At 63.2% G+C, this 20,949-nt stretch carries 29 protein-coding genes; 10 read left to right on the forward strand and 19 right to left on the reverse strand.

The genetic code is table 11. From position 1 onward, the window contains the following. Window positions 1-234: 234 nt before the first annotated feature. Window positions 235-1,425 (reverse strand): hypothetical protein, encoded by a 1,191-nt coding sequence (locus DK26_RS14840; RefSeq protein ID WP_066473887.1) that lies wholly within the window; start codon window positions 1,423-1,425, stop codon window positions 235-237. A gap of 12 nt (window positions 1,426-1,437) precedes the next feature. Continuing rightward, window positions 1,438-2,247 carry a hypothetical protein gene (locus DK26_RS14845; protein ID WP_248309983.1) on the reverse strand — a complete coding sequence of 270 codons (810 nt, stop codon included), beginning with the start codon at window positions 2,245-2,247 and terminating at the stop codon, window positions 1,438-1,440. 511 nt (window positions 2,248-2,758) lie between these two features. On the opposite strand from DK26_RS14845, the gene DK26_RS14850 reads away from it, so the two are divergent. The 4 genes from DK26_RS14850 to DK26_RS14865 all read left to right on the forward strand — a co-directional run bounded on the left by DK26_RS14850 (window position 2,759) and on the right by DK26_RS14865 (window position 9,283). Beyond that, window positions 2,759-3,361 (forward strand): hypothetical protein, encoded by a 603-nt coding sequence (locus DK26_RS14850; protein ID WP_066473892.1) that lies wholly within the window; start codon window positions 2,759-2,761, stop codon window positions 3,359-3,361. 400 nt (window positions 3,362-3,761) lie between these two features. Next, window positions 3,762-4,655, forward strand: a complete 894-nt coding sequence (locus tag DK26_RS14855) for a hypothetical protein (protein ID WP_157089665.1) — start codon at window positions 3,762-3,764, stop codon at window positions 4,653-4,655. Between the two features lie 51 nt (window positions 4,656-4,706). Next, entirely contained in the window at window positions 4,707-5,660 is a 954-nt protein-coding gene (locus DK26_RS14860; protein WP_248309984.1) for an aminotransferase, read from the forward strand. Further along, window positions 5,660-9,283, forward strand: coding sequence for a DEAD/DEAH box helicase (locus DK26_RS14865; RefSeq protein ID WP_066473901.1), 3,624 nt, complete (start codon window positions 5,660-5,662; stop codon window positions 9,281-9,283). Before DK26_RS14860 ends, DK26_RS14865 begins: the two co-directional genes overlap by 1 nt. A 304-nt stretch (window positions 9,284-9,587) precedes the next feature. Here DK26_RS14865 and DK26_RS14870 read toward each other — a convergent pair whose 3' ends face one another. The 16 genes from DK26_RS14870 to DK26_RS14935 all read right to left on the reverse strand — a co-directional run bounded on the left by DK26_RS14870 (window position 9,588) and on the right by DK26_RS14935 (window position 16,421). Then, entirely contained in the window at window positions 9,588-9,872 is a 285-nt protein-coding gene (locus DK26_RS14870; RefSeq protein WP_066473902.1) for a hypothetical protein, read from the reverse strand. Window positions 9,873-9,925: 53 nt separating this feature from the next. Next, window positions 9,926-10,378 (reverse strand): hypothetical protein, encoded by a 453-nt coding sequence (locus tag DK26_RS14875; RefSeq protein ID WP_066473904.1) that lies wholly within the window; start codon window positions 10,376-10,378, stop codon window positions 9,926-9,928. An 11-nt stretch (window positions 10,379-10,389) separates the two neighbouring features. Beyond that, window positions 10,390-10,578: a hypothetical protein gene (locus tag DK26_RS14880; RefSeq protein WP_066473906.1), complete on the reverse strand. Its 189-nt coding sequence runs from the start codon at window positions 10,576-10,578 to the stop codon at window positions 10,390-10,392. A gap of 63 nt (window positions 10,579-10,641) precedes the next feature. Continuing rightward, window positions 10,642-10,845: a hypothetical protein gene (locus DK26_RS14885; protein ID WP_066473908.1), complete on the reverse strand. Its 204-nt coding sequence runs from the start codon at window positions 10,843-10,845 to the stop codon at window positions 10,642-10,644. After that, window positions 10,838-11,188, reverse strand: coding sequence for a hypothetical protein (locus tag DK26_RS14890; protein ID WP_066473911.1), 351 nt, complete (start codon window positions 11,186-11,188; stop codon window positions 10,838-10,840). The genes DK26_RS14885 and DK26_RS14890 overlap by 8 nt, the downstream gene beginning before the upstream one ends. Before the next feature lie 4 nt (window positions 11,189-11,192). Beyond that, a complete protein-coding gene (locus DK26_RS29030) occupies window positions 11,193-11,339 on the reverse strand; it encodes a hypothetical protein (protein ID WP_157089666.1) in 147 nt (48 codons plus the stop codon). An 81-nt stretch (window positions 11,340-11,420) separates the two neighbouring features. Then, window positions 11,421-11,819, reverse strand: a complete 399-nt coding sequence (locus DK26_RS14895) for a hypothetical protein (RefSeq protein WP_066473914.1) — start codon at window positions 11,817-11,819, stop codon at window positions 11,421-11,423. Between the two features lie 2 nt (window positions 11,820-11,821). After that, window positions 11,822-12,250: a hypothetical protein gene (locus DK26_RS14900; protein ID WP_066473917.1), complete on the reverse strand. Its 429-nt coding sequence runs from the start codon at window positions 12,248-12,250 to the stop codon at window positions 11,822-11,824. Between the two features lie 3 nt (window positions 12,251-12,253). Continuing rightward, on the reverse strand, window positions 12,254-12,637 hold the full coding sequence (locus DK26_RS14905; RefSeq protein WP_066473919.1) for a hypothetical protein: 384 nt from the start codon (window positions 12,635-12,637) through the stop codon (window positions 12,254-12,256). Between the two features lie 4 nt (window positions 12,638-12,641). Beyond that, entirely contained in the window at window positions 12,642-12,797 is a 156-nt protein-coding gene (locus DK26_RS29035; RefSeq protein WP_157089667.1) for a hypothetical protein, read from the reverse strand. A 151-nt stretch (window positions 12,798-12,948) separates the two neighbouring features. Then, window positions 12,949-13,071, reverse strand: a complete 123-nt coding sequence (locus tag DK26_RS29870) for a hypothetical protein (protein ID WP_282568039.1) — start codon at window positions 13,069-13,071, stop codon at window positions 12,949-12,951. Continuing rightward, complete coding sequence (locus tag DK26_RS14910; RefSeq protein WP_066473920.1) at window positions 13,068-13,307, reverse strand: hypothetical protein; 240 nt, start codon at window positions 13,305-13,307, stop codon at window positions 13,068-13,070. The genes DK26_RS29870 and DK26_RS14910 overlap by 4 nt, the downstream gene beginning before the upstream one ends. Before the next feature lie 3 nt (window positions 13,308-13,310). Further along, window positions 13,311-15,257 carry a methyltransferase gene (locus DK26_RS14915; RefSeq protein WP_066473922.1) on the reverse strand — a complete coding sequence of 649 codons (1,947 nt, stop codon included), beginning with the start codon at window positions 15,255-15,257 and terminating at the stop codon, window positions 13,311-13,313. Window positions 15,258-15,359: 102 nt separating this feature from the next. Then, window positions 15,360-15,629 (reverse strand): hypothetical protein, encoded by a 270-nt coding sequence (locus DK26_RS14920; RefSeq protein WP_066473923.1) that lies wholly within the window; start codon window positions 15,627-15,629, stop codon window positions 15,360-15,362. Window positions 15,630-15,958: 329 nt separating this feature from the next. Further along, the gene (locus tag DK26_RS14930) at window positions 15,959-16,222 is read right to left on the reverse strand and encodes a hypothetical protein (RefSeq protein WP_066473927.1); all 264 of its coding nucleotides are present in this window, start codon (window positions 16,220-16,222) and stop codon (window positions 15,959-15,961) included. A 10-nt stretch (window positions 16,223-16,232) separates the two neighbouring features. Beyond that, complete coding sequence (locus DK26_RS14935; protein ID WP_066473929.1) at window positions 16,233-16,421, reverse strand: hypothetical protein; 189 nt, start codon at window positions 16,419-16,421, stop codon at window positions 16,233-16,235. 143 nt (window positions 16,422-16,564) lie between these two features. Between DK26_RS14935 and DK26_RS14940 the strand changes: the two genes are divergently transcribed. The 3 genes from DK26_RS14940 (at window position 16,565) to DK26_RS14950 (ending at window position 17,615) form a co-directional block, all read left to right on the forward strand. Next, window positions 16,565-16,945, forward strand: coding sequence for a helix-turn-helix transcriptional regulator (locus DK26_RS14940; RefSeq protein WP_066473932.1), 381 nt, complete (start codon window positions 16,565-16,567; stop codon window positions 16,943-16,945). Continuing rightward, complete coding sequence (locus DK26_RS14945; RefSeq protein ID WP_066473934.1) at window positions 16,932-17,321, forward strand: aminoacyl-tRNA hydrolase; 390 nt, start codon at window positions 16,932-16,934, stop codon at window positions 17,319-17,321. Before DK26_RS14940 ends, DK26_RS14945 begins: the two co-directional genes overlap by 14 nt. Before the next feature lie 78 nt (window positions 17,322-17,399). Next, window positions 17,400-17,615: a hypothetical protein gene (locus DK26_RS14950; protein WP_066473937.1), complete on the forward strand. Its 216-nt coding sequence runs from the start codon at window positions 17,400-17,402 to the stop codon at window positions 17,613-17,615. A 201-nt stretch (window positions 17,616-17,816) separates the two neighbouring features. On the opposite strand, the gene DK26_RS28560 is transcribed toward DK26_RS14950, so the two are convergent. Beyond that, window positions 17,817-18,020: a hypothetical protein gene (locus tag DK26_RS28560; protein WP_083533250.1), complete on the reverse strand. Its 204-nt coding sequence runs from the start codon at window positions 18,018-18,020 to the stop codon at window positions 17,817-17,819. A gap of 30 nt (window positions 18,021-18,050) precedes the next feature. Here DK26_RS28560 and DK26_RS28565 point away from each other — a divergent pair, with 30 nt between their 5' ends. The 3 genes from DK26_RS28565 to DK26_RS14965 all read left to right on the forward strand — a co-directional run bounded on the left by DK26_RS28565 (window position 18,051) and on the right by DK26_RS14965 (window position 20,931). Beyond that, on the forward strand, window positions 18,051-18,383 hold the full coding sequence (locus DK26_RS28565; protein ID WP_083533251.1) for an HNH endonuclease: 333 nt from the start codon (window positions 18,051-18,053) through the stop codon (window positions 18,381-18,383). Between the two features lie 319 nt (window positions 18,384-18,702). Further along, window positions 18,703-19,233 carry a hypothetical protein gene (locus DK26_RS14960; RefSeq protein WP_157089668.1) on the forward strand — a complete coding sequence of 177 codons (531 nt, stop codon included), beginning with the start codon at window positions 18,703-18,705 and terminating at the stop codon, window positions 19,231-19,233. Between the two features lie 3 nt (window positions 19,234-19,236). Further along, the gene (locus tag DK26_RS14965) at window positions 19,237-20,931 is read left to right on the forward strand and encodes a terminase large subunit (RefSeq protein WP_066473945.1); all 1,695 of its coding nucleotides are present in this window, start codon (window positions 19,237-19,239) and stop codon (window positions 20,929-20,931) included. Window positions 20,932-20,949 lie beyond the last annotated feature (18 nt).

Genomic DNA, 20,949 nt, shown 5'->3' on the forward strand with positions numbered 1-20,949 from the left:
GCCAACTTTTTCAACGGTATCCGCCAGAAGCGGAACTTGGGACGTTGCCTGGAAGCGGACATTAGCAGTTCGCCTGAGCGATGTCCGCTGGCGATCCTATCCTGACGTGACGCAAACGAAGGTTCCGGCCGGGGCTGGCCGATAATTAGTCATGCGCAACCGGTCCGAAAGCGGACTTTGAGACGATACGCTCAGCAACGCAGCGCGCATTGCGGCGCCGAGTTGAAATAGCAACTAAATAGGTGAGCTGCCTGAGCCCGGATAAATGAGGTTGAGGCGAACACCCGTGATGCGTTGTATGCCCATCTGGGGCAGCACGACACTTACGACGGAAGTATAATGGTCGAGAAGCGCCTTTATATGGTCGAGCACGCCATTTTCGATCTCGTGCCAGAGCGAGGGAAGGTATCTGACGACAATGCTTAGCGCGTAGAGCGTCACGAAATGGATGACGAAGAGATCGTGAGTCTGCCATAGTGGCACAACGATGCTGGTGCCTGTTGCAGCTTTGTAAAGCGGCAGGCTTTGCCACCAAAATTCATTCTCGGGATGGACGTACTCGCCCATGAAGTTGGGGCTGGGGTCATCATCTTCTTTTTGAGCGACGATGTTCTGGATCGGAAACCCGAGGGACGAAAGGAACGCGGCGGTGATTCCCTGGCCCCCACCGAACCCGGTCGAAAAAAGCAGATAGGTCGTCTTTGTATTGCCGTTGTTCGGCCCGCCGACTGGGCTCGCAGGAAACTTACCTGTTCGCTTTAGGTGCTCGGCTCGCAGTTCGCTCTCGATCTCCAAGTTTTTCAACGCGTGAACTAGGTGGAATGATAGCGGTGGCAGACCAAGACACTCCGGGATAAGCGGCCGTAACTCGGGGATCCGCCTTAGCAAATCGGTAAGGGAGACAAGCCTCGCCCTTTCTTCTTCCTTGACCTTTGACCAGCTTCGCGGACGTGAGTCGAATGCGAACGCATCCACGTCATGGCCCTTCGCCCTGCAGTAAGAGCCGAAATGGCCGGATTTCAGCGCGGCGACGAAGTAGTTTTCCGGAAAGACACCATCCAGTGCGCGGAGCGTCCCCAGACCGTGTCCCTGCTCCGTGTGACGCTGAATAGTCTCGAGGCTGGCGTTCTCATCAGGGCCTGCGACCTGTTCTGCGATGGATAGCTGAAGTGCGAAATAGTACTGCGACAGAAGCCGGGCGTTCAAAGCGGTTGGCGCCGCTTCCCAGAAGCCCAAGGCGCTCCGAACGGCCGATGCTACGCCTTCCGCCTTTGATCTCCTGAGATTCGACGTCATGGACGGATGCTTGTCCGCAAGCATCCGATCGCAAATGGTCGCACTCGTCATGCGCCTCAGGCGGAGCCGAAGCGCCTCTTGAGCGTCTTCGGCGACAAGCTGCTCGACTCGTTCTTCAAGTTTTACCATCCTCCCGCACCATCAATGTATGGGCTGAGGCTCGGTGGCGTCGGGCGCCTGGGCAGGCTGGTACTGAATTTTGACGGTCAATTCGGTCATCGCGTAGTGGACGAATTGCTTGCCGAGCGCCGTGAGCTCGTAAGCCTCCGTCTCGTCAAAAGCTGACTTCAGTTGTCGGTTGTTTGCGTGACGGACCGGCGTCGACCTCCTTTTGGCGATGAAATTACCTGCATAGTCAGTCTCCCGGTGCTGACGGATGATGCCCCCGGTCGACAGGTCCCGTACCAGCAACTTGAACAAGTCTGCGTCGGCAGAGTCCTCGCGCACGTCACCTTTGCCAAGATTTCCCCATATTTCACCGCGAGTCGAGCCGGGATTGCGATAAAGCTCGCCAATGACGGCAAAATGAAATTCTGAATATTTCTGTAGCCAATCAATAAAAAGGCCTACCACGTCATCGCTGACGATCCGCGTGCTCGCCGCATTGCAAAGTATATTTCGGACGTAGTCCTGCTTCTTTTCACTTTCGGTTCCCGACCAATTACGAAAGGATTTTCGTAGCAGCGATTGGTATTCCGACGTTTTGACACGCTTCGCGATTTCATCGTCATGAACGTTGATGCGCGAAAAGATGTCGAGAATGGTTCGTTGCTTTTCCCGCAACTCTTCCTCGATCATCTTCATCCAGGCCTTGAGGACGGCCATGATGCTGCCCTGTTCGGCGCCGCTCCATTGGCCCGCAGCTGCCGCGAACAGTTTGTGGGCGAACGACACATTTCCTTCGTCCGAACCATCGCTGGCGTCCGGTTTCTTCTGTTCCAAATTTCCCATTATTGTTTCCCTTTCAATCAATACGCAGATATAATTTTTGGAAAAACATTACTAAACTCGCCTGAATCAATGAAAAATAGCTCGCGACGCGCGCTCAAAGGAAACTTTATTTAACCGAAAAGCGGGATCTAAGAAGTCCACTATGGGTGCGGAGGTACCGCCGCGTCAATATTTGGTCAATTCCACTCCCCCATACAAGCCAGACGTTCTTAGGCACTTGCCCCGCCGTCGGTCTCCGCCATTTGGGGACTCTTGCTTTTCGCCCCGTCGCGGACATTCAGCCGCCCAATCTAATCGGCGTCGCGACAACGGTGATTGCGGCAATTCCCTAGGCATTGAAGAGAGTCAGCTCACCGACAGGAAGTGGTACTCGCGAGACGACCTCACAGATTCCATTTTGCGCGCGCCCGTTTCGACAGGGCTGGCGGAATGTCATTTGTTCGTTCCATGTTCCTTGCGAATCTTGGCTGTTTTGACTTGGATAGCCAGACGCTGCTGGAGGTGTGATGACATGGCGCTGATTGGAGATATCCTGTTTTATAAGGGTGATCTGGACGCTGGATTGCGCCACCAGTTCACGCTACTGCCCGCAGCAGTCGACAAGATTTCCGAGCCGACGTTCAATGCGAAGTCCGATGAGGAAATCGTCGAGCTTGTTCTCAAGGATTTCCGCGTCGAGCCGTTAACGCTTCACACGGACCAGGCGGAGGCCAAGGTCGAAGAGGGACAGGCGGAGACTAGAGACCACTTCCGCTATCATTTGCCTAATGGCCCGATGAAAGTTCCGGGCCTCAAGGCAAGCAAAAGGATTCCGTTCAGCGGCGATCCACAACTCTGGAAGCTCAAGCCCAACCGTTACACACTCAACCCACCCTATGGCGAGGTCCGCAGCAACACGCTAATCATCGGGATCACCGTGCCAGCGGCTCAAGCCAACGAAGCCAAGGAACACATCGACAGCACCCTGGCCAAGATTCCCGACTATCTGAATGCGCAGCGGGCCCAACTCGACGAATATAATGCGAGGCTCCCCGCGGAGGTCGCGCGGCTGATCCAGCAGCGTCGCGGCCGCCTTGGAACAGCAGCCGAACTGCTCAAGAAACTGCAAGGCTAGGACGGCGCGGAATGGGGTTTCGCGGGCTGTTCATTGGCATCGATCGCTATCACGCTCCCGAAATCTACGAATTGAACTGCGCCAAGCGTAATGCTAGCGCGCTGGAAGCGCTCTTCAGCTATACGCTGGGCGACAGCACCTTTTTGCGAGCAGACCACGACGTCACGCGGGCGCGTATTGAAGCAGAGTTTCTATTGCTTCGTGATACCTCGCCTGATGACACCGTAGTCGTGGCTTTTTCCGGTCACGGGTCAGAACGGACGAGCTTGTCGCCTACGACACCGCGTTGGCCGTCGCGCCAATTCGGCTTAGACGCACTTGTTTCGAAGGTCTCACTCCGCCGGTATTGGACGCCTACGTTGCGTAAGGTTGGGGTCTGCCCAAAGGAGGCGGCGACGTGTTGACCGGACCACCCTTCGCAGCGTTTGCGAACCGATATTCTCAGCGTTCGCTCATCGACAGCGCGAACCGCGAGAAATTCGAGCTCTTTGCCAACAGCATGGCGAATTTCACGTGCTCAAGCCTGCTGGAAAATCTGGTCTCGGGCTATGATGCCGTGCGCTTCGACGCAGTAAACGAGGCGGTTTCCGGTGCGCACAGACTCGCCGCGACCGAGCTTGGCATCTGTGTGCTTTTCTCCATGCGCCCGGAGCCGCTGGAGTGGAAGACGTGCTTCATTGAAGACAGCGGTCAGTATGTCGCCGACTCCAAGGCCAAGCCCGAAGAGCGCCTAACCTACCTCGAGTATCTGTTAGCCTGCTGCTATGAGCCATTTCAGGTTCAATGGGCGGCGATCGAAGATCGCATTAACGGCTTCCTCAAAGCCTCGGCGTTGCGGCTGACCTACCGAGATTTGAACTTCCTGCCTGTCGATGACGAACGGCTCATGGACGAAGTGGTCCAGCCGTTTTGGACGCTTGTCGCCGGAAAAGAGTGGATCAATGTCCGACAGGACATGGAGGGCGCGGTGCAGCAGAGGGATACTGGCGGTCCGAACGCAGCATTGCTGGCTTCGAGAGCGCTTGAAAGCACAATCAAAATTATCAGCGACCGCAGAGGTTGGACGCATCGGAAGGAGCGCGGCGCGGCCAACTACATCGATAACCTAGCATCAGGCGGTCGTTTTATCGATGCATGGGAAGGTAATCTGCTCAAGCGCTTCTTCGCGGAGGTCCGAAATCCGGAAGCACATGGCGCGGGGAGCTTCCCGCAGCCAACGCTAAATGAGCATCAGAACATCTGGGCCATCGAGTTCTGCATGATATCGATCAAAAGTCTGATTCGGCGCTCCTGAATCGACTGTCTGTGGGTGGGCGTTTTCCTGAACGAGGGTGAGGATTCCGCGTTGACCTTGCATATCTGTCCGCCGCCGAAGGATGCGCTTGACCGCTGGCTCAAGGGTTATCCGAGCGTCGTCAACAATTATGGCCATCTTCTGCTGGAGCAGGACTGCGACTGCGACGATGCGCTGATCGCTGACCTCGTCGGCTATTTTGAATCCGCCCATGCCGATGCGCGCGCCTTCTTCCATGAGCAGATGGGGATCGACCTTCATCCCGACGCCAACGCAGAGGGCGTCCATACGACCTATCCCACCTGCCTGCCCTCGATCACGCGGCGCGGACTGTTCGGCGAGGTTATGGCCGGCATGCTTACCGAGCATTACGTCTATATCGGCGGCCACGACTGGAAGATTCCGGTCTTTCTGTTTCGATACCATGAGGATGCAGAGGCCTATCTATTCGCGCTAGTGCGTGACGAGAAGCGCAAGCGCGAAGTGTATGGCCGCCGCGGGTCGGACTTCCTTGCACTCGCACTAAATGAAGCTGGCGAGGTGATCCGGTTCATCGCCGGTGAGGCAAAATGGCGCAAGAAACTTCAGCCCGCTGTCGTTGCCGAACTCATGTACGGCAAAAAGAAGAAAAACCCGGATACTGACGAGCTCGAGCATGACGGCAAGGGCATCTGGTATCAGGTGAACCGCGATATCGCGGCGCCACACGGCCTGCGACAGTTGCAGCGGCTGCTGCGCGAAATCGATCCCGAGGGCTATTCGGCAGCCATTGCCGCGCTCGACAGGGTGTTGGTGGTAAAGGGAGCGCAACAGCTGCCCCGCACCAATCTCATCATGATTTCAGGGGGGGACGTGTCGAGCCGAGAGGCGACACACTCGCTCATTCCCTGGGACGAGGTGCCCAAAGACTATATGGCGCCGCACGATCTTCAGGTGGTCGAGCTTATCCTGACCGACGGCGACGACGTCATAGATGGCGTCTATGACGCGCTCTGGAGCGCCTGATGCCGGCTCATGATCCGCTTCGTCTTGAGATCGCTAACAGTGCTCGCGTCGGCCTCGCGCTCGAGAACGAGCTCTCCGCCAATCAGGCCCGCGCCTACGTGCGCTGTCTCCAGGTCGGCTGGCAGGTCGATACGATCGGGTGGAACCGCGCGGATTCCGAAGGACAGCTCACGGACGCGCGCAGCCTGTTGCAGGCCGCCGAAATTTTCGCGGAGATCGAAGGCCATGACGCGCCGCGCGCGATCGACTGCTACCGGCGTGCCGGTGAAATCTTGGAATGGCTGGCGCGGTCGAACGATGGGACCAAGACCCTGGCGCCGATTGAACTCCTCGCAGGTGCGGCATTTCAGCTCGGCGGCCTCCCGGCCATGGCATCCGGACTGCTCGGCCAGCTAGATCTCGAGGAGGATGGTCCGTCACTGTTCGCCGCGTTCCTGAAGGCAGACTTCGACGAAGTTCTGACCCTCGCCATGACATTCTGGAAGCAACATCCCGACCTGACCGTGGCGGACGCTTCCCGGAGGATTCTCGAGGAGGAGCAGGATGACCGGCTTGCCTGGTATTTCACGGTTGAGCTGGTGCGCGCTCTCGGGCTCTTCGCGGACTCGGTGCGCCGTGGGGACGATGCGCGGCTCGCAAAGGCCTCTGCCAAGCTTAAGGCGCTCGACGCGATGGCTGTGCGCACCTTCAGCGATGACGTTTCTCTGCTAATTAGCCTGCTGCGGCAGGTAGGCTCACGTTTCGCCGATGCAAGTATCTACCGATCAGCACGCGCTCTCGGCGAGCTCAATGTCGAGCGCATGCCGCGCATGCTGGCGTTCGCGCGTGACCAGTTCGCGCGAGGGCGGGGCATCCTCTGGTCGTCACAGCGTGCCGGGCTCAATCGCCTATTCGACAACTCCTCCTTCGCACTCTGCACCCCGACCGGTTCGGGCAAGACGCTGGTCGCCAATCTCGGCCTAGTGAAGGAATTGCTGCTGCGCGACCATGGCGAGGTCGTTCCGCTCGCGCTTTATCTGGTCCCCTCGCGCGCGCTGGCCGGAGAGGTCGAAGCCAAACTCACCGCCGAGCTTGGGCGCGATCTCATTATCACTGGGCTATATGGCGGCGCAGATTGGGGGATCACCGACTATTGGCTGAACGCTGATCGCCCGACCGTGCTCATCGCCACGGTCGAAAAGGCCGACGCGCTTATGCGCTATCTCGCGCCGCTGTTGCTCAGCCGATTGCGATTGTTGATCGTCGATGAAGCGCATCAGGTTCTGCCCGAGGACACCGAGAGTGGCCGAAGCGCCTTCGCCGACCATAGCAGCCGCGCGTTGCGGCTCGAGAGTTTTGTGGCGCGATTGCTTACCCAGGCGCCTGACATCGTCCGCATCGCGCTGACCGCGGTGGCCGGCGGAGCAGCAGGGCCGGTCGCGCGGTGGATGGAAGGGCAGGCTAACGCGCAGGCGATCGGGATGCGCTACCGCAGCACGCGACAGGTGATCGGCGTGCTAGAGACAGCGCCACAGCGGCGCTGCAAGATGCTGCTCGAGCTAATGAACGGCCGGCCGCTCTATGTTCAGGGTCGCGACGATCCGGTCTATCTCAATCTCACCACCCCACCGATGCCCCAGCTGCCGGCCTCGATGCGCAGCAGCCTCAACCGCTTTAACCAGGTCACGGTGCTGTGGACCGCGCTTAGTCTCACCGCCGCCAATCTCCGCATCCTTATCTCGCTTGCGCAGGAGCCCGAGCAGACGATGGGCTGGTATGTGCAGGCCTTCGCCTTACCGGCCTGGCAGCAATTGCCGGCGTTCCAGCCACCCGAGGGGCGGCGAGGCGAACTGTTCGCCGAAGCGCGCGCTGCCTGCGTCGATTATTGTGGGCCGGACTCGTATGAGGTGAAGCTGCTCGACCGGGGGATCGCGACCAGCCACGGCCAGATGCCCCAACGCCTGCGCCGCCTTATAGTCGCGCTCATCGACGAGAAGATCTGTCCGATTACGGTGGCCACCGCGACGCTGACCGAGGGTGTTAATCTCCCCTTCGACATCATCTTCGTTACCTCGCTCAAGCGCAGCGCCTATGACAATGTTCGCCAGCGTCCAATTATCACACCGTTCACCCCCGCAGAATTTCGTAACCTTGCCGGACGCGCGGGGCGGCCTGGCGCGACCAAGGGTATGGAAGGGCTGACGCTCGTCGCCCTACCGACCTCGATCGCCACTACGGCGAACGGACAGAAGCAGACCCAGCGCGACCAGATGGCGGTGCTGCAAGAGGACTATGATGCGCTGCGCGAAAATCTGCGGCGCGATGAATTGGCGGGTGATGCGACGCTGAGCCCGCTCTCTATGCTACTTCAGGAGCTTCGCGAAAAGGCTCGGGCGTATTTCGGTCACGTCACCGACGAGGCCTTTCTCGACTGGCTCGATCAGGTCCAGGCCGAGGACGTTAGCGATGAGGCCGGCACCGGCGCCACCGATGGATTTTCGCGCCTCGCTGATACCGTCGACGAGCTCGATGCCTTCGTCATGACCGCGCTTGAGGAATTGAGTCTGCTCGACGACGGGCTTGACGGCGCGGCCGCCGAGGCGAAATTGGCGTCGCTCTGGCAAAAGACCTTCACCGTGGCTGCGGCAGCGCAAGAGGCCTGGCTCGAACAAGCAATCGTGCGGCGCGGCCGCGCGATCGTTGAGACCATCTATCCCGATGCCGAAGAGCGCCGGCGACTCTATCAGTATGGCTTGTCACCTCACGTCGGCCGCCGGTTCGAGGCGATCGCCCCGTCCATTGCCGCGCAGCTTGCGGCGGCGACCGACTATGGCACCGAAAGCGCGGCCGAGCGGCTCGCGCGGTTCGCGGCGCTGGGCGAGTTGCTCAAGGACGACCGCGGTTTCGGATTTCGGGTGCGCGATACCGTTACCGACCAGAATATCTTGGAAAACTGGACCGATGTGCTCGGCTGGTGGATGCGCGGGCCGGGCGCTGCCGTGCCGGACGCGGACGGTCTGCGTGCGCGACAACGCTTCGTCGCCGACAATCTGGAATTTCGCCTCGGCGTCGCGCTTGGAGCGGTCGTTGCGCAGAAATGGACCGCAGGCGCGGGCGACCCGCTCGCCGTGCCATCGCTCGCCGAATGGAGGGCGACGACGGGTTTGCCCTGGTTCGGCTTCTGGGCGCGCGAGCTGCTGCGGTGGGGCACCCTCGATCCATTTGTCGCCTTTGCTCTGGCGCAAGGGCGCGCCAAGACGCGCGAGGAAGCCGAAGGGATGCGCGCCGATTTCGAGGAGTGGCTCGCCGGCGAGGTCGATGATCCGGCTGCGGAAGACCTGATCGACCCGCAGCGTTTCTTGGCTTGGGAAAAGAGCCTGCCAGTCCGCGAGCGCGAGCGCGCCGAGCCCGTGCCGGAGCAGGCCGAGCTTACCGGCACGACGGGTGGCAGGAAGCTCTACAATGTGCTTCCGATCTCGGGCGATGAGGAAGTGCTGTGGGTCGACGCGGCAGGCTATGAGCTGGCACGTTCGGTCGATGAGTTCGGCTTATATGACGCGAGCGATATCGCCCATGACTACGTCCTAGAAGCCGAGGGACGGGCCACGGTGCGCCGCGTGTTTGCCCGCTCACGCCGCCGATGAGCCGTGCCAACTGCCAAAACGAAGTAGGTATTGTCGCAAGAAGGGGCGACATCTTTCGAATGGCTCTAGGCCTTAGAACGACAGCTATCTCATGATTGCCGTTGAAAACCTGCTGGTGAGCAATTGGCCGATCCTCGACGCGCCGCCCAAGCGGGCGAAATGTCCAAAACCGGACGCTCCGAATTTCGCCTAAGGGCGAGATTCGGTCATGCGGCGCGACGCGAAATCGAACCGCCCATAACCGGACGTTCCAGACGTCGGCAAAGGGCCAACGGGCTCTTCTCCCACAGGATCGCTCAGAGATTTACTGGCTGTCCGCCGGTCGGGTATCGCTGATCACGGAATCGGTCACGCGCTCGGCCATCTCGACGGCGCCGGGAAGCGTCAGCAAAGATAAAGCCAACAGTGCGGCGTGCGGGATATCCTCCTCCCCGGTGGCCCAGGACCGGACCCGCCTGGGGATGGTGCCGAAAAGCCTCGCGAAGCGCCCCTCGGAGAGGCCGACCGTCTCCAGCGCCTGTCGGAACTGCGCGGCCGTCATCCTCTCGTACTCGTATCGCTTCGCCACGGGCTTCACGGTGTCCAGCAATGGGGTCTCCTCTGTTTGCGCGATTCAGGCGTCCGTGGAAAGGCGGGGGTGCGCTAGCGCCGCGGTTCCTGGTAGCCGGGCAGGTCGCGGCGATAGATGTTGAACTGGAGCTTCATGTTTTCGTGTCGAGCCTTGTGGTCGGCTGCCGATATCTGCGCGGCGAGGTCCCATAGCAGGAGCGCGACCGCTTCAGTCTCCAGTGGCTGGCCGGCTGGCGCGTTCAAGATTCCGCGCAGCGCGTCCGCGATGTGGCCGGTCCGATGCGGATCATGGAGGACAGCCTTGCAATAGGCCTCGACCATTTCACCGGTCTGCGGCTGCGGATGCACGTCCCGGATCACCACGATATGGTCGGGCTTCACCTCGTCGACCGAGATCAGCGGGCCCCGCAACCAAGATAGGAAGCCGTCGTTTTCGACGACGTGCACGGTCTTTTTGGTGAGCCAAGCGTGCCGGCGTGCCTTTCCGAGCGCTACCAGAATCTGCTGCGGGGTATAGCCGGTCATCTGAGCTCCTCTTAATTCGGTTTCGGGTAGGCGTCGGCGGCTTCCAGCGCTGCCACGACCATAGGTCGGACGAACAGGCGCATGCCGTCCCGCCAATCGTCGCTGCACGTTTCCCAGTGCAGCATCCGCTTTTCGCGGGACTTCTCGTGCATTGCCTTGGCTGCGGCTTCCACGGCGGCTTCTAAGCGAGGGTCGGTCATGGCTAACCTCCACCGCGATGGTCTTCCTGGCGGCGATCCCGCGCAAGCGGCGGAATGCGGGGTCTAGGCGTAGCGCGGCGCCGCCTTCGTCTCGGCCCGCCGCTCGTTCTCGGCCTGGAGGTCCCAGGCCTGCCAGAGCTTATGGTTCGCCTCGGCGATGAGCTTGCCGACATCCTGGTCGAGCCGCTCGTCGTTCGCGATCCTGCTGAGCTGATCGGAGAGCGGGGAATAGACCGACCAGTGGAAGGGGTGCTTGCGCTTAGCCACGGGCGCCGCCCTCCGTGTCCAGGCTGGCGAGCAGCGCCTTCGCGGCGTCGACAGCGGCGACGGCCTTGTTTGCATTGTCCCGTGCTTCAGCCGCGTTGCTGGCGATGCCCTGGTTAGTAGGATGCTTGAGCGTGCTCGCCTCGCATTCCTCCGCGCATTCCAGCATGTCCTCCGCTCGGCTCTCCGCCAACGGCAGGATGGCGCGGAGAGAGGCGAGTACGTCGCCGGCCGGCGCTGGCGCTGGGTAATTTTCTGCCAGTGCCAGCGCCGGCCGCTGGACGCGCGCATAGAGCGCTTCAGGGATGCGAAGGGTGTATCGGACAAACCCGTCGTCGCGCGCCATCGGTTCAGCCCTCCCTGGTGATGCGGACGACGAAGCGCACGCCGCTCTGTGTGAAGATGACGAGGTTGCTCGGGTCGCTGTTGTCGACGAGCGCGATATGGTCCACGGCCTCGATCGTGGCGGCGTCCTCGTCGAAGTCGTGAACCGCCATCGGCTGATCCTCGAGCCGGAGGCAGATCATCAAGCCGACGTCTAGCGTCTGCGGAATGCGGGGTGCAGGGGAGGGCATCGCTCAGCGCTCCCGCACAGCACCGCCGCCCTGGCGGAAGCGAAGTGGCTCGTCGTCGGCGTCGTAGCTGATGCGCTGGCCGGCGGCGTTTATCAGATAGCCCTCGGCGTCGAGCATCGGCGCGCCGCACTTGTGGGTCAGGACTCGCTTGTGCTCGCGGCCGTAGGCGCACCACTCGGCGGGATTGTGCTCGCGGATGTAGTCCATCGCGCGGATGTGGTAGGCGCTGCCGGCAGTGGCCCCGTCTATGACGTGCCGCCAGGCCGCGTCATCGCTGGCAAAGACGGCTGCCTCGTCGTCGCGGCAAATCTGATAGGGGCCATTGCTGGAGCCGTCGCACTCGTAAATGCCCCAGCCCTCGGCGTCGGCCTGCGTGTTGTCGAATTCTGGGATCGCGTCCACGCTCAAGCCTCCTCGCCTTCGTCGTCCTCGTCCTGCTCCACAAGCTGGACACCATCGGCGGCGGCATATTCCTGCATGATCTGGAGTGCCCATTCGCAGGCGGCGCCGGGCAACTCGCTGGTATCGTCGTTCCACTTGCCGGACACGCGCGCGGCGGCATCGACGGCCCATCGCTGCATGCCGGGAACGTTGCCCCAGCGCTCAGCGGCGGCGTCCATCACTTCCGCCACGGTGAACGCCGCGAGCGAGTAGTGCCCGGCCCTGTACTCAGCCTCGTAGATGAACTGATGTGCGTCATCTGCGGTCATGGCGCTGCGGGCGTAGCGCAGGGCCCTGCCATAGCGCTCCAGGCGATAGCGAAGCCGATGGCGAGCCGTGTGGAAGGCGTTGCGGGCGCGGTGGATAGCCGCGCGGTCGAGGATCGCCAGCATCGATCAGCCCTCCTTATCCAGGTCGGCCAGAAGCTTGCGCGCGGCCTCCCGCTCGCCATGGTCAGACCAGCCGCAGCGCGCGGCGTGCTCGTCGGAGGCCTTCAGCAGACCGCGCAAGGCGTCTTCCAGCTCCTGCGCCTGCCATGCGGCGCCGCGCGTTATGTCGATGAGGGACCCGCCGAACTTGCCTTCCGCGTCGGTGCGGTGCTCGCAAAGCTCGTCCTCGTCTTCGCCCTCCTCGCCGTACTGCTCGATGTAGGAGTCACGCATCGCGGCGCGGCCCTTCGCCTCGGCGTCGCTTTCATTGTCGGCAAGCCCGGTCCAACCGAACTCGCCTTGTTCTTCGTCGCCGTCTTCCCAACGGATCAGGACTGAAAATCGCGGCATGGTTTCAACCTCCGAAAGCGAGGAAAGGGGAGAGGGCGAGCGCAACGGCGCCGACCGAGAGGCTCGCCAGCAGGAGCGCAGCGCGAGCGGCGTAGAAGGCAAAGGCGAGCGCGGAATAGCCGGGCCGGCTGGCGTGCGGGACGTAGGGGCGGCAGGTCATGCTGCCACCTCGCGAGGCGGCTCCAGCGCGCCGAAAATCGAGGCGTCCCAGCCATCGGCATAGAGCCGTTCGAAGCGGCGCGCAGCGGCCGGGCTCACGGTGTACCCGCCGGAGCGGTGAACCCATTTCCCGCCGATGCCCTTGGCGCCAGCTAGGCGGCGCGGGTCTTGAAGCCGGAGCCGTCACGCGCCGGGACGATGACCATCTTTCCCTTGGCGTAGCGGGCTGGCCCGATCGAATAGGCGGCGGCAGGGGTGAGGGCGGGCGCGGTCATGAAAGCACCTCCTCGACAGCGTCCGCCGGGGCCCAGATGTGGTAAAAGGTGGTGTCGTGCGCCCAGATGGTTCCGCGCCCCGTGGCGCTGTCGGTTTCGACGCGAGCGACGGGGATCACGTAGCCCGGACCTGTGCCGCACATGACCATGCGCAGCGGCGTGCCGGCCTTAGCGCGGACGGTGTGCAGCCCTTGGAAAATCATCTGCACGTCGCGGGCGAGCTGATAGCGGGGCATCGGTCAGCCCTCCGCGTCAATGACGACGAGGACGGTCGCGACGCCCGTGCCGCTTTCCTTGAAGGAGCCGGCCGGCAGGTCTTCGCGCTCGCCGCCCAAGGCCTCGAACCATTCGCGGAACTCGACGGCGCGCCGGTCCTGCCGGAAGAACGGGCCGGGCGACATGATCGCGACGAGACGGCCGCCCGGCTTCAGGAACTGGAAGGCGTGGCGAACGTGCGCGATATCCTGCCCGTTCTCGAAAGGTGGGTTCATCACCGCCCGGTCAAAGCGCGGCTCCGGCGCGGCCTCCATGAAGTCGGAGCCGACAAGGGCAACCCCCTTCATTTGCAGCACCTCGCGAAGCCGGCTGTTGACCTCGAAGGCCTCGACCTTCGCCAGCGGGGCAGCTCGGGCGACGCCTTCGCAGATCGCTCCGCTACCGGCCTCCGGTTCGAGAATGAGGCATGGCCCCTCCGGTAGGCGCGCCGCATCGGTCATCCGATCGACGACGGCCGCAGGCGTCGGGAAATAGCCGGGGATGCTGGCGAGCTTCAGGGCATCGACCTTGCGCCGCAGTTCTTCTGCTGCGCGCTCGGCTTTGCCTGCGTCCGCGACAAGGTCCCAGAATAGCCGGGCCGCGTCCGTGTCGCTGGCCGGCTGCCCGGTCTCGTGCCCCGCGTCATAGTAGCCGCCCGACCGATTGATTTCGGCGCGGGCGAGGTCCATGGCGGCTTTCTTGCTGGTCACGCCAGCGAGCGCGCCGGGAACCTGGCCGGCTTCATGAAGATCGGCGAGCGCTCGCAGCCCGGCTTGCGCCCGCTGAAGCTGGAAGCCGTCGAGCCGCGCGCTTGCTGCCTCCCGCTGTTGCTTCGGCGTATTGCTTCGGCGCTCAGCGAACTTGTGCGCGATGTCATCCGCCATGCCATCAGCGAGCGCGCGGAGCTTCGCCGCAACCGGGGCGCCGTTGCGCGCCGGCTGGACGCGGGCCGCCGGCTCCGCTGGCGTTGCAACCTCCGCCGGATTGGCGAACGCCTCCGCGCTCGCACGATCCTTGAAGGCGAAGCCGCCGGGAGTACGGCCCCACGGCCGGGAGTACCAGCCCCCCATTGCCTGAGCGGCGTCCCGCAGGCGCTCGAACTCGTCGCGCTCGACACGCTCCGGCATGACGCAGACGAACATGGCAAAGCCCTTCTTCGTGTGCGTGTGCTCTTCGATCCGAAGGCCTCCGGCGGTTTCGAGCGCGACGGGCGGCGCGGCCGGGGCCGCCAGCGACCATTCCGCAGTGGGGAGGCTGGCGGCCGGGTTGTCGTCGCGCAGCGAAACCTTGGAGACCTGCCAGCCGCTGGAATGGCGGTAGCCGTCTTTCAGGTAGAAACCGCCGCCCATCGAATATTTCTCGCGGTGCTCGGCTGCCTCCGGCGCGTCCGCGAGACGGGCGGTTTCGGCGAAGTTGCGAGCGGCCGCCCGCATCTCCGGGAAGAGGTCGCGGGTATGCTTGGAAAAGCCGAGGATGACGGCCCGCGTGCGCTTGGAACCGAAATAATCCGACGCGATGTCGGATTCGTCCTCGATCAGCTCCGCCACAATGGCGGCCTTGGCCCATGCCGGGATGCGGTTCGCGGCGTCCGCATCGAATGCCGCGCGCGTCTGGCGCTGGGCTTCATCGGCGAGCCGGGCCGCGTCGCGGCTATCGGCCATCGCCTGCCGTGACGCGGCAAGGCGGCGCGCCGCTTCCTCCGGCGAAATGTCGGGGATCCCGGCGGCCTTGGCGCGGGCGATGAACGGCGCCGCAATCCCGTCGATCAGTTCGGAAACGTGGCTGTCGAAGCAGCAGACATATTCGGCGGAAGCGGGACGCATCCCGCCGGACAGCGTGAAGGTGTTGGCAGGCGCGGGGCGAACCTCGGCAATGTAGCCGGGCGCGCCACTGGGGGCGAGAAGGGCGGTTCCAACGGTCGCATTGGTCATCGGACAAAGCTCCAGGGTTCGCGCTCCAGCCATGGGCGAGCGCGTTGTGGTGGGGTGAGGTTCAGGAAGGGCGCGGGCGGCCAGGCGTCCGCGCTGTAGGGATCAGGCGCGGGCGCGACGTTCGGCGCGGATTTCAGCCCCGAAGACGGCGACGAAATGCCGGTTCCAGTTTCGGGAGGCAGAAAAGAGCCGCTGATACTCTGCGCGCGCCTGCTGGTAGTCCGGCCGGCGCTTCACTTCGTCGGGCGTAAGCCCATGCGGGCCACTGCCGACGCCCGGAACAGCCTTCAGCCGCGCGCTTGCGTCCGCGACGAGCTTGTCCCAATGGGCGCGATGCAGCTTGGCGCTTTCATAGGCCTGATTGCCGGTCATGGCCGCACCATGCGAACGCTGCGGCCATAGTCGCGAATGGCGCGCATATATCCGGCATAGTCCCGGGAGCGCCGGGCGTTGCCGACCCATGCGACGACGGTAGAGGCGCGGCCCTGCCCATAGAAGCGGCCGCGCGGGCCATCGGGTCCAGCCGTGACCCACTGCCCGACCGGGAGCGCGGCGCGCTCTGCGTCAGAAAGGGGCCAGATGTCGAGAGTGGCGCGAAAGCGTGCCATGGGGGAATCCTTCGCCGTTCGCGCTGGCGATCGCCGCGCGTCATCGTGGAATGGATGAGGGGGAGGGCGCGGCGCTAAGGCCGCGCCGCAGGATCAGTGCGGGAGATTGGCGAGGAAGCGCACCGCGAGGAAGCCGGCGGCAAGGATGCTGCCCGCACCGCCTGCCACCATCAGGCCGAGGCGGATCGTAAGGCGCAGCGTCTGGACTTCCAGCGCCTGCCGCAGGTCCTCGCGTGTCGCGATCTCGGCCATGATGAAATCTCGCGCGGCTTCCGCCATCGCTTCGGCATCAGCGGCTTTCACACCGCCAGCCTTAAGCGCCTTGGCATATCCGAGAGTATCGAAGGCAAGAGCCATCGTCAGCCCCTCACATGCTAGCGAGGAAAGAGCGCTTGTCGGCGAGGCGAGCGCGGCGCACCCGGCGACGGTCCCGGCCTTCCGCGCGCTCGGCATAGTCGCCAGCGCCCGGCGTAGTGAAGGGACGCGAGGCGAGCGGCAGGCCGTTCTGCGCCGCGCCGGCGGAAAGCGAGATTCCATTGAGCTTGAAGGTGGTCATCTGACGGTCTCCAAAATGGAAGGCCACAATCGGCCTGTGTCGTCCAAAGCGCTTGATGTGCTCTATATGAGCGAATATGTATCACGTCCGCTGCGCCGTCAATAGGGCGTGATACAGATTTCTCAAAATTGTTGGAGGGCAGATTGGCTATCCGCTACGATCCGGCGATTCCCATAAACCCGCTTGGCTCGCGCGGGCCGGCCGCTGCATCGCCTGTTGTAGTTGGTAGCCAGGTCAAGGCGCGCAAGACGGATAAGAATGCCAGCGTCGCCGAAGTGATCACAGCTCGCCAAATCCGCGCAGGCCGCGCATTGCTAGGCTGGACGCAAGACGAATTGGCGAAGGCGGCCAAGATCGGAAGGGCTACGCTCGCCCGGATCGAAGCGGACATGACTAATCCCGGCGCCGACACGCTCAAGGCGATCCGCGCAGCGTTGATGGCAAACGGTGTCCGCCTATTCGACGACAGCGACGGCATAGGCGAGGGCGCCCGCATGGCAAAGCCGGACGATGCTGATGCTTGAGCCGGCGCCGCAGAAGCCCGAGCTGAAAATGTGGCTCGCGGTGCGAACTGACCTGGCGCTGTCTCGCGGCAAACTCGCGGTTCAGGCAATGCACGCCGCCGGCTGGCTGCATTTGATCGTTGCGCAGGATCGCCCGGATTTGATGCGGGCCTACATTGAGAGCGCTACGCCCAAGGTCGCGGTCCGTGTCGACTCCGGGGCGGCGCTTGACCGAGTAGAGGAGGAGGCCAAAGCAGCCGGCATCCCGTGCTTTGTCGTTGCAGATGCCGGCCGTACCGAGATCGAGAGTGGGACGCGGACCGTCTGCATGTTTGGTCCAGCATATCGCGACGACCTGCCGGATTATCTGCGCCGGCTCCGTTTGCTCACGGAATAGTCGCGTGAAGGCCAAGGTGCTCGGCTATCGCCCTAGAGCCAGCCGGCCTATGGTCCCGGCTCATGTTAGGAGCCTGCTATGAGTGACGATGGATACAAAGTGATTTCGGTCGAGGACGACGCGAAGTTGCTGCAGGAAGCACTGGATCAGATCAGCGAGGACCAGGGTGTCGTGGTCACGGTCATCTGGCAGCCCGCCAGGGAGATCACAGTCGGCGGCGAAACCAAGAAGGCCAATTCGGGGTATGTGGTCGTCGCCGACTACGGCCTCGAAGAGCCCGATCCGCGCCACTAGCGGCAGCGCACGCGCTCAGAGCGTTGAGCCCGCACGGTTCGCCCTGCGGGCTTTTCCATGTCTGCGCCATCTTCAATCTAAACGCACAAATCAAAAATCATTGTTGACGTTTTGAAGAAGATGATTCAGAACTATCTCCACAAGGCGAATCGTCTCCCCACGGATGCACTGGGTTGAGGCGCCGCCCCAGCGAAGCCCGGTTCATAGCGAGCCGGGCTTTTGCATTTCAGGGGTCTGGTCGTCCGGGTGCCTCCAGCCTTTGGCGCGGCCGTGGCGTTCCATCTCCTCCAGCTCCTGCTTGGCCTTTTCGTGCTCTGGAAACCGCTCCTGCAATGCGAGCCGCATCACATCGCGACGCAATCCCCGCACGATATCCACCCATTTCAGGCGCGACTCATAATTCATTCGGGAAACCTCCTTCTGCGAGCTTAGTCCATGGCACGCCTCCGCGCTCTCCCGCCTCTGGCCAGCTCGCTCCCGCCGCTTGTCCCCGTGGCGCCGAAGCAGACCGACGCCGAATTGGGGACCGCCGCTCATCGCACATGGGCACGGCAGGTAAAGGAACGCGCCGGCTACCGCTGCCAAGACCCGGAGCACGACCGAGCCACGCCGCGCAGCGGCCCCGGTGTCGCGCTCTATGCCGACCATGTCGAGGAACGGCAGGACGCCCCGCACCGTGCGCTCGATCCTCTCAACGGCATGTGCCGCTGCGCATCCTGCCACGTCCGCAAAACCCATCGCGCCAGAGCCGCACGCCACGGCGCATAGGAAGCCAGCCCATGAGCGACCAGGCCGCAATCCGTTTCATCGGCGATATGCAGCGACTTGAAGTGAAGCCCGGCGACCGCTTCGTCATCATGGTGCCCAACGTCATCACCGCAGAGCAGCAGGAGCGCATCGCCGATGCTTGGGCCAGCTTTGTGGCAAGGCTCGACCCAGCGCCGCCGCTGCTGATCCTCGAAGGCGGAGCAAGCCTCAACCTGATCGGCCGCGACCACCTTGAGGGCTCATTAGAGGGGGGGGCTTCCCGACCTCGAGCCCGACCGGGGGCCGCCACCGCTTGGGGGCAACTTCGCAGAAAAAATTCTTGCCCCCGGAATTTTCGGGGCGACTCGGAAACTGTGAACAGATGGCAAAATCACCGAAACGCGGCAGCCGCGGGCCGGCGCCGAAGCCGATCTCGAAGGAGCAGCGCGACAAGGTGCGCCTCTGGGCTGCCGGCGGCATTGCCGAGGAGCAGATCGCGTACCTGCTGAAGATCTCCAGGAACACGCTGCGCAAGCGCTATCCGCGGGAGCTCGACCAGGGCAACGCCATCGAAAGGGCCCGCAACCTGGAGCGCTTGCAGGCCGCAGCCGACAAAGGGAACGTCGCAGCCATCAAGCACCTGGATGCAAAGCTCCAGGCAGCGGCGGCTCAACGGGCCTGGACCGCCGACGAGCCCGAGGCGACCCCTGCCGCACCCGCGGCTCAGTCCACAGGCAAGGGCAAGCAGTCGAAGAAGGAGGCGGTCGTCGCCGCGGCCGAGCAGGCGCTCCAGCCGACCGGCGACTGGGGCAACGACTTGATGCCGGAAGGCGTCCTGGCGTTCCCGGTTGCGGCGGCGCGGAAGAAGTAACCGATGCTGGCTCTGCCCAGCTGGAACACGGCCTGCAAGGATTGGGCGCGCCGGATCATCGCCGGCGAGAGCATCATCCCGGTTCTGCCGCTCGACCACGAGCGCGCCGCCAAGGCGCTTCGGATCTTCAAGCGGCTCCGGGTCAAGGATATGCCTGGCTTCCCCACCTTAGGGGAGTCGAGCCCGAAATGGGTTTTCGAGTTCGTCTACACGATCTTCGGCGCCAGGGACGCCGAGACGAAAAAGCAGGCCGTCAAGGCGTTCCTGCTGCTGATCGCGAAGAAGAACGGGAAGTCGACTATCGCCGCCGGCATCATGATGACGGCGCTGATCCTGAACGACCGGGCCGACGGCGAATTCCAGATCATCGCGCCGACGCAGAAGATCGCGAACAACTCGTTCGGGCCGGCAATGGGAATGGTCGAGCTCGACCCGCAACTGAGCGACCTGTTCAAGGCGAACCGGAACTACCGCTCGATCGAGCACAAGCTGATGAACTCGTCGCTGCGCGTGGTCGCGGCGGACGCGGACACTGTCGGCGGCGGCAAGTCGATCGCCAACCTGATCGACGAGCTCTGGCTGTTCGGTAAGAACCCGCGGTTCGCGAACATCCTGTCGGAGATCGAGGGCGCGCAGGCGGCGCGGCCGGAAGGCTTCACCGTGATGCTGTCTACGCAGGCAGATGAGGAGCCCACGGGCGAGTTCAAGCGCATCCTCGAGCACATGCGGGCGGTGCGCGACGGGACCGTGGCCGACCACACCTCGCTGCCGGTCCTCTACGAGCTCCCGGAGTACCTGCTGAAGGACGAGATCTGGCGGAACGACGAGACGCTCTGGCGGATCCCGAACCCGAGCATCGAGACTGGCTTTTTCGACATCGACTTCCTGCGGAACGGGTTGGTGTCCAAGACCGGGACGCGCGAGGCGAAGAACATCTTCTTCGCCAAGCACTTCAACATTCAGGTTGGCCTGCGGCAGCGGTCCGACGGCTGGGCCGGCGCGGAATTCTGGGAGGCCAACGGCGATCCGACGCTGACGTTCGAGACACTGCTTGAGCGCTGCGACGTCGTGGTGTTCGGCATCGACGGCGGCGGCCTGGACGACCTCCTCGGCCTGACCGTGATCGGACGCGAGAAGGGGACCGGACGCTGGCTGACCTGGTCGCATGCCTGGATGCACCCGATCGTGTTCGCGCGCCGGCAGGTCATCGCATCGAAGCTGCAGGAACTGATCGACGCCGGCGAGATCACGCTGGTCGAGAAGCCCGGAGATGACGTCGCTGCGGTCTGCGACCTCGTGATGCGAGCCGAGGATGCCGGCCTGCTCGCCGAGGGCCCGGCGATCGGCGTCGACTCGGTTGGGATCGGCGACATCGTCGTGGAGCTCACGTCGGCGGATCGCGGGCTCAGCATCGATCGCATCTTCGCGGTGCTGCAGGGCTGGCGGATGTCCGGCGCGATCAAGACCGCGGAGCGCAAGGTCGCCGGCGGCGAGATGATCAACGCCGCACAGGCGCTGATGGCGTGGTGCGTCGGCAACGCCAAGGCCGTCGCCCGCGGCAACGCGACGGCTATCGACAAGCAGATCTCGGGCGCCGCGAAGATCGACCCGCTCATGGCGCTGTTCAACGCCGTCACCCTGATGGTGCGGAACCCGCAGCCGAAGAAGAAGCCGTCCTTCCAGATGATGTTCGTCTAGGGCGACCGGAGAACCTCG

The sequence above is a fragment of the Allobosea sp. WAO genome, from assembly GCF_001509835.1.
In the GTDB taxonomy this organism is placed as follows: Bacteria; Pseudomonadota; Alphaproteobacteria; order Rhizobiales; family Beijerinckiaceae; genus Allobosea.